5 protein-coding genes are annotated in these 6,486 nt (G+C 64.8%); 1 reads left to right on the top strand and 4 read right to left on the bottom strand.

From position 1 onward, the window contains the following. A partial coding sequence (ilvC, locus tag RI841_RS13370) for a ketol-acid reductoisomerase (RefSeq protein WP_310706118.1) occupies positions 1-660 on the bottom strand: 660 nt, incomplete at its 3' end. A 176-nt stretch (positions 661-836) separates the two neighbouring features. Between ilvC and ilvY the strand changes: the two genes are divergently transcribed. Further along, on the top strand, positions 837-1,724 hold the full coding sequence (ilvY, locus tag RI841_RS13365) for an HTH-type transcriptional activator IlvY (protein ID WP_310706119.1): 888 nt from the start codon (positions 837-839) through the stop codon (positions 1,722-1,724). Between the two features lie 66 nt (positions 1,725-1,790). Here the strand turns inward: ilvY and ilvN are convergent, their stop codons facing one another. The 3 genes from ilvN to RI841_RS13350 all read right to left on the bottom strand — a co-directional run. After that, positions 1,791-2,282 (bottom strand): acetolactate synthase small subunit, encoded by a 492-nt coding sequence (gene ilvN, locus RI841_RS13360; RefSeq protein WP_310706116.1) that lies wholly within the window; start codon positions 2,280-2,282, stop codon positions 1,791-1,793. Next, complete coding sequence (locus tag RI841_RS13355) at positions 2,282-4,006, bottom strand: acetolactate synthase 3 large subunit (RefSeq protein WP_310706115.1); 1,725 nt, start codon at positions 4,004-4,006, stop codon at positions 2,282-2,284. The genes ilvN and RI841_RS13355 overlap by 1 nt, the downstream gene beginning before the upstream one ends. Before the next feature lie 917 nt (positions 4,007-4,923). Then, positions 4,924-6,486 (bottom strand): AAA family ATPase (locus RI841_RS13350; protein ID WP_310706114.1); only part of this gene is annotated, 1,563 nt, incomplete at its 5' end.

Genomic DNA, 6,486 nt, shown 5'->3' with positions numbered 1-6,486 from the left:
CGGCGCATAGCCCGCCTCGGTGAGGGTCTCGAAGCCGGCCTTGACCAGCTCCACGGCACCGCCGCACAGCACGGTCTGCTCGCCGAACAGGTCAGTCTCGGTCTCGTCCTTGAAGGTGGTCTCGATGATACCGCTGCGTCCGCCGCCGATGGCCGCCGCGTAGGAGAGCGACAGCTCCTTGGCGTTGCCGGTGGCGTCCTGGTGGATAGCGATCAGGTCCGGGATGCCGCCGCCGCGCACGAACTCGGAGCGCACCGTGTGGCCCGGCGCCTTGGGCGCGATCATCACCACGTCCAGGTCCTTGCGCGGCTCGATCTGGTTGTAGTGGATGTTGAAGCCGTGGGCGAAGGCCAGGGTCGCGCCCTGCGCCAGGTTGGGCTCCACCTGGTTCTCGTAGATCGCCTTCTGGTTCTCGTCAGGCGCCAGGATCATCACCACGTCAGCGTTCTTGCTGGCTTCCTCCACGGAGGCGACCTTGAGGCCGGCGGCCTCGGCCTTGGCCGCGGAGGAGGAGCCTTCGCGCAGGGCGACGGTGACGTCGACGCCGGACTCCTTGAGGTTGTTGGCGTGGGCATGGCCCTGTGAACCATAGCCCACGATGGCCACCTTCTTGCCCTGGATGAGGGAGAGGTCGCAGTCCTTGTCGTAGTAGACGCGCATAGGGGGTCTCCTGAACGTAATAGCGTGGAATTGAGGTCAGCGTTGATGGCCACCCGCGCCGTCTGCCGCGGCGCTGGGATTCGTTGCAGCCGATGGGGTCACCTTACGCCAGCCCTCGCGTTGCGTAAAACGCGATATTTGCAATGCCACATGCCAAGATATGCAATAATGCCGGCATGGACATGCGCCCCCTCAAGCACTTCCTCGCCCTGGCCGAGACCCTGCATTTCGGCCGTGCCAGCGAGGCCTGCCACGTCAGCCCCTCGACGCTCTCACGCACCATCCGTCAGCTCGAGGAGAGCCTGGGCGTGCGGCTCTTCGAACGTGACAACCGGCATGTGGTACTGACCCGCCAGGGCCGCAGCTTCCAGACCTATGCCCGCGACACTCTGGAAGAGTGGGAACGGCTACGTCAGTCTCTGATGCGCGAGGCACGCACTCTCACCGGCGAGATCAGCATCTACTGCTCGGTGACCGCCAGCTACAGCTTCCTCTACGAGCTGCTCAGCGAATTCCGCACCCGGCACCCCGGCATCGAGCTCAAGCTGCACACCGGGGACCCGGCCCAGTCCCTGCCCCGTGTGCTGGCCGGCAACGAGGACATGGCGATCACCCCGCGGCCGCGTCAGGCCCCCGATGCCCTGGCCTTCAAGTCGCTGACCCGCTCGCCGCTGGTGTTCATCGCGCCCCACGAGGCCCATGATTGGATCCCCACCACCCCCGCGTCACCCTCCGCCGAGCAGTGGCGCGACGTGCCGATGATCCTCTCCGAGGCCGGCCTGTCGCGCCAGTACAGCGACACCTGGTTCCGGGCGCTGGGCGTGGCTCCGCGAATCTATGCCCAGGTAACCGGCCACGAGGCCATCGTCAGCATGGTAGGGCTGGGATTCGGCGTCGGCGTGGTACCGCGCATCGTGCTCGAGACCAGCCCCCTGGCGGAGCGGGTCAGGATCCTGCCGGTCAAGCCGGAGCTGCCCCACTATGACGTCGGGCTCTGCGTGCTGGAGCGCCGCCTCAAGAGCCCGCTGATTGCCGCCCTTTGGGACGAGGTCGCGGAACGCTGAACCACCGCCCCAGACACACGAAGGCCGCCCCGAGGGGCGGCCTTTTCGATCCAGCAGTTGGCTATCCTACAGAGACAACACTTTATCGCCGCGGGCGATACCGGATACCCCGGTACGCGCCACCTCGAGGATGCCCACTGGCGCCATGGCCTGCAGGAAAGCATCCAGCTTGCCCGCATCGCCGGTGATCTGCACCGTGTAGAGGCTCGGCGTCACGTCGACGACCTGCGCGCGGAAGATATCCACAGTGCGCTTGACCTCATCGCGGGCCGCACCCAGTGCCTTGACCTTGACCAGCATCAGCTCTCGCTCGATGTGGTTGCCCTCGGTCAGGTCCACCAGCTTGACCACGTCGATCAGCTTGTTGAGGTGCTTGGTGATCTGCTCGATCACCCGGTCATCGCCCACGGTGGTCACGGTCAACCGCGACAGGCTCGGGTCCTCGGTGGGCGCCACGTTCAGCGTTTCGATGTTGAAGTTGCGCTGCGAGAACAGCCCCACCACGCGTGACAGGGCGCCCGGTTCGTTTTCCATCAGAATCGAGATGATATGGCGCATCAGGTCCGCTCCGTCTTGGAAAGCAGCATGTCACGCATGGCGCCCAGGGGCACCTGCATCGGATAGACGTGCTCGTGCGGGTCGACGAGAACATCGAGGAACACCAGCTCGTGCGTGTCGGCAAAGGCGCGTTCCAGTGCCGGCTCGAGATCCGCCAGTGTCTCCACCCGCAGCGCGGTGAAGCCATATGCGCCGATCAACTGCTGGAAGTCGGGCAGCGATTCCATGTAGGAGTGCGCATGGCGGGACTTGTAGTTGAGGTCCTGCCACTGGCGCACCATGCCCAGCGAGGCATTGTTGAGGTTGACGATCTTCACCCCGCCACCGAACTGCTTACAGGTCGACAGCTCCTGCATCATCATCTGGAAGCTGCCCTCGCCGGTGACGCAGATCACCTGCTCCTCCGGGAAGTTGTGCTTGATGCCCATGGCCGCCGGGAAGCCGAAGCCCATGGTACCCAGCCCCCCGGAAGTGATGAAGCGATTGGGCTTGTCGAACTTGTAGTACTGGGCCGCGAACATCTGGTGCTGGCCCACATCGGTGGTCACGAAGGCCTCGCCGCGGGTCACCCTGCACAGCGCCTCGATCACCTCCTGGGGTTTGATCGGCTCGCCAGGCTTCGAGGGCTCATAGAGCTTGTCCACGCGCTCTTCCCGCCAGCCTTCGATCTGCTTCCACCAGTCAGCCAGCGCCTCGGGGTTGGCGATTCCCTTGCCCTGCACCAGGCTGATCATCTCGTTGATCACACTGCCGGCCGGGCCGACGATGGGCACATCCGCCCGCACGGTCTTGGAAATCGAGCTTGGGTCGATGTCCACATGGACGATCTTGGCGGTGGGGCAGAACTTCGAGGTATTGTTGGTGACACGGTCGTCGAAGCGCGCGCCGATGGCAATGATCAGGTCGGCATGGTGCATGGCCATGTTCGACTCATAGGAGCCATGCATGCCCAGCCAGCCCAGGCACTGCCGATCACTCTGCGGGTAGGAGCCGATGCCCATCAGGGTGGTGGTGATGGGGTAGCCCAGTCGCTGGACCAGGTCGGTCAGCCCCTCGCTGGCGTGGCCGGTGACCACGCCCCCGCCGGTGTAGAAGACCGGGCGCCGAGCCTTGAGCATCAGCTCCACGGCCTTCTTGATCTGTCCGGTGTGACCACGCGTGACCGGGTTGTACGAGCGCATCTTCACCTTTTTCGGATAGACGTACTCGTAGCGCTCGGTGGGGGCGGTCATGTCCTTGGGAATGTCCACCACCACCGGGCCGGGACGCCCGGTCGCGGCCAGGTAGTAGGCCTTCTTGAGGACTTCGGGAATCTCGGTCGGGTGCCGGATCGCGAAGCTGTGCTTCACGATCGGGCGGGTCACGCCGACAATGTCGGTCTCCTGGAAGGCGTCGTCACCGATCAGGTGGCTCATCACCTGGCCGCACAGCACCACCATGGGAATCGAGTCCATGTAGGCGGTGGCGATACCGGTGACGGCATTGGTCGCCCCGGGGCCGGAGGTCACCAGCACCGTGCCGGGCTTGCCGGAGGCTCGGGCGTAGCCATCGGCGGCGTGGGTGGCGGCCTGTTCATGGCGCACCAGGATGTGCTTGACCTTGTCCTGACGGAACAGCGCGTCATAGATATGCAGCGCCGCCCCCCCGGGATACCCATAGATGTATTCGACGCCCTCATCCTGGAGGAAGCGGGCAATCATGTCTGCGCCGGAAAGCAGTTCCACAGATGTATCTCCCCTGGAGGTCTCGAGTGCGATCCGCGCCCACCCTGTGGACACGAAGTCGAGTGCGGCGGTATGCCGCTGCCGGCCGTGCCGGCACCTGATGCCAAACCCTGGCAATTAGCCCTGTTGGGGCCTGCACTCTCATGCGGGAACGCTGATTTATTGCTGCGCTCGATATCTCGACCGTCGGTGGTACTCACAGTCCTCATTTACTGACGTGTAAACTCCGGCTGCTCCATTCCGGCGACGCTCGACCTCTCATCGCTCGCGACATAAATCACCAGTTCCCTTCACGGCGGTTTGCCGCGTCGGGGGCGTTGGCCGACTCGGGCGGTTGGCCCGGAGCCGGAAGTCCTTCGGCGGGTAGAGGCGCTTGGCCTACCCTTCGCGCGGGAATGGGGGATTGCCCGCTGGAGTCCGCGCCCGTATCAGGAAGCCTCAAGATTCCATTAGCACTGTGGACGTGTCAACCACGGAAACAGCGTGGGTAGCTCATGATGAGCCATCCGGCAAGACGGATTGTCGCTCTGGCCATTACCACTGGCCACCATAAAAGCGGGGACATCGCATTTCAGCATGAAGACACCGATAGCTCCCTGTAGGAGCGCAATTCATTGCGCGAATGACGCCGACAGGCGCCCCGAACTGAGTGCCTAATGCCGGGGAGGCCTCCGGCCTCCTTTCGCGATCTGAAGTCGGAGCGCCGAACCGTCGCTCCCAAAAGGGGGGGGGGCTTCGCCTCATTAACTCCAGAGTGCGAAGAACTCCATAAAAGAGCCCGCCCACTCACGGGGAGGGACGGGCAAGGGGTTACAGGACGCAACCTGCATTTCAGTGTAGACCGTCGCCGCCCGATCCCCCGGGCGGCAAGGTAACGCTTTGTGGCAAAGTGTGATGCGGCTTTACGGCGTGCGGCCTCAGCTCTGGAACACCAGCTGGTCGCCTTCCGCCTCCACATGGATGAGGTCGCCCGGCGAGAACTTCCCGGCCAGCAGGTCCTGGGCCAGCGGGTTCTCGATGCGGCTCTGGATCGCCCGCTTGAGCGGCCGGGCACCGTACACCGGGTCGAAGCCCGCCTCGGCCAGCAGGCCCAGCGCCGCCTCGCTGACCTCGAGGCGCAGGTCGTACTCCGCGAGCCGCCCACGCAACCGGTCGAGCTGGATCTCGGCGATGGCCTGGATCTGCACCTGGCCGAGGGCGTGGAAGACCACCACCTCGTCGATGCGGTTGATCAGCTCCGGACGGAAGTGGTCGCCCACCACCGCCATCACCATCTCTTTCATCTGGGCGTAGTCCGCCTCGTCGCCGCCCATGCGCTGGATGATGTCCGAGCCCATGTTGGAGGTCATCACGATCACGGTGTTGCGGAAGTCCACGGTGCGGCCCTGGCCATCGGTCAGGCGGCCATCCTCCAGCACCTGCAGCAGGATGTTGAACACATCGGCATGGGCCTTCTCCACTTCGTCGAGCAGCAGCACCGAGTAAGGCTTGCGGCGCACCGCCTCGGTCAGGTAGCCGCCCTCCTCGTAGCCGACATAGCCAGGGGGGGCGCCGATCAGCCGCGCCACGGAGTGCTTCTCCATGAACTCCGACATGTCGATGCGCACCATCGACTCCTCGGTATCGAAGAGGAAGTTGGCCAGCGACTTGCAGAGCTCCGTCTTGCCCACCCCGGTCGGGCCGAGGAACAGGAAGGAGCCGTTGGGCCGGTTGGGGTCGGCAAGGCCGGCACGCGAGCGGCGCACGGCGTTGGCCACGGCGGTGACCGCCTCGTGCTGGCCGATCACCCGCTCGTGCAGCGCCTCTTCCATGCGCAACAGCTTGTCGCGCTCGCCCTCGAGCATCTTGGCTACCGGGATACCGGTCCAGCGCGAGACCACCTCGGCGATCTCCTCCTCGGTGACATTGGAGCGAAGCAGCTTGTGGCTCGAGGTGTCGGCCTCAGCCTCGCTGGACTCGGCAATATTCTTCTCCAGCTCGGGTATCACGCCGTACTGCAGCTCCGACATACGGCCGAGATCCCCCTGGCGGCGCGCCTGCTCCAGGTCGATGCGGGCACGCTCGAGCTCCTCCTTGAACTGTCCCGCGCCCTGGATGCTGGCCTTCTCGGCCTTCCAGATTTCGTCGAGGTCAGCGTACTCCCGCTCCAGCTCATCGATCTCCTCCTGAAGGCTCGCGAGACGCTTCTTCGAGGCCTCGTCGGTCTCCTTCTTGAGGTGTTCGCGTTCCATCTTCAGCTGGATCAGCCGGCGGTCGAGGCGGTCCATCTCCTCGGGCTTGGAGTCGAGCTCCATGCGAATGCGCGAGGAGGCCTCGTCGATCAGGTCGATCGCCTTGTCGGGCAGCTGGCGGTCGGTGATGTAGCGGTCGGACAGGGTGGCGGCCGCCACCAGGGCGCCGTCGGAGATGGTCACCTGGTGGTGGGCCTCGTACTTGGGGGCGATGCCGCGCAGAATGGCGACGGTGTCCGCCACGGAGGG

This window comes from Halomonas sp. (assembly GCF_031581305.1).
Lineage (GTDB): Bacteria > Pseudomonadota > Gammaproteobacteria > Pseudomonadales > Halomonadaceae > Halomonas.
This window is presented reverse-complemented; position numbering and strand designations above follow the sequence as displayed.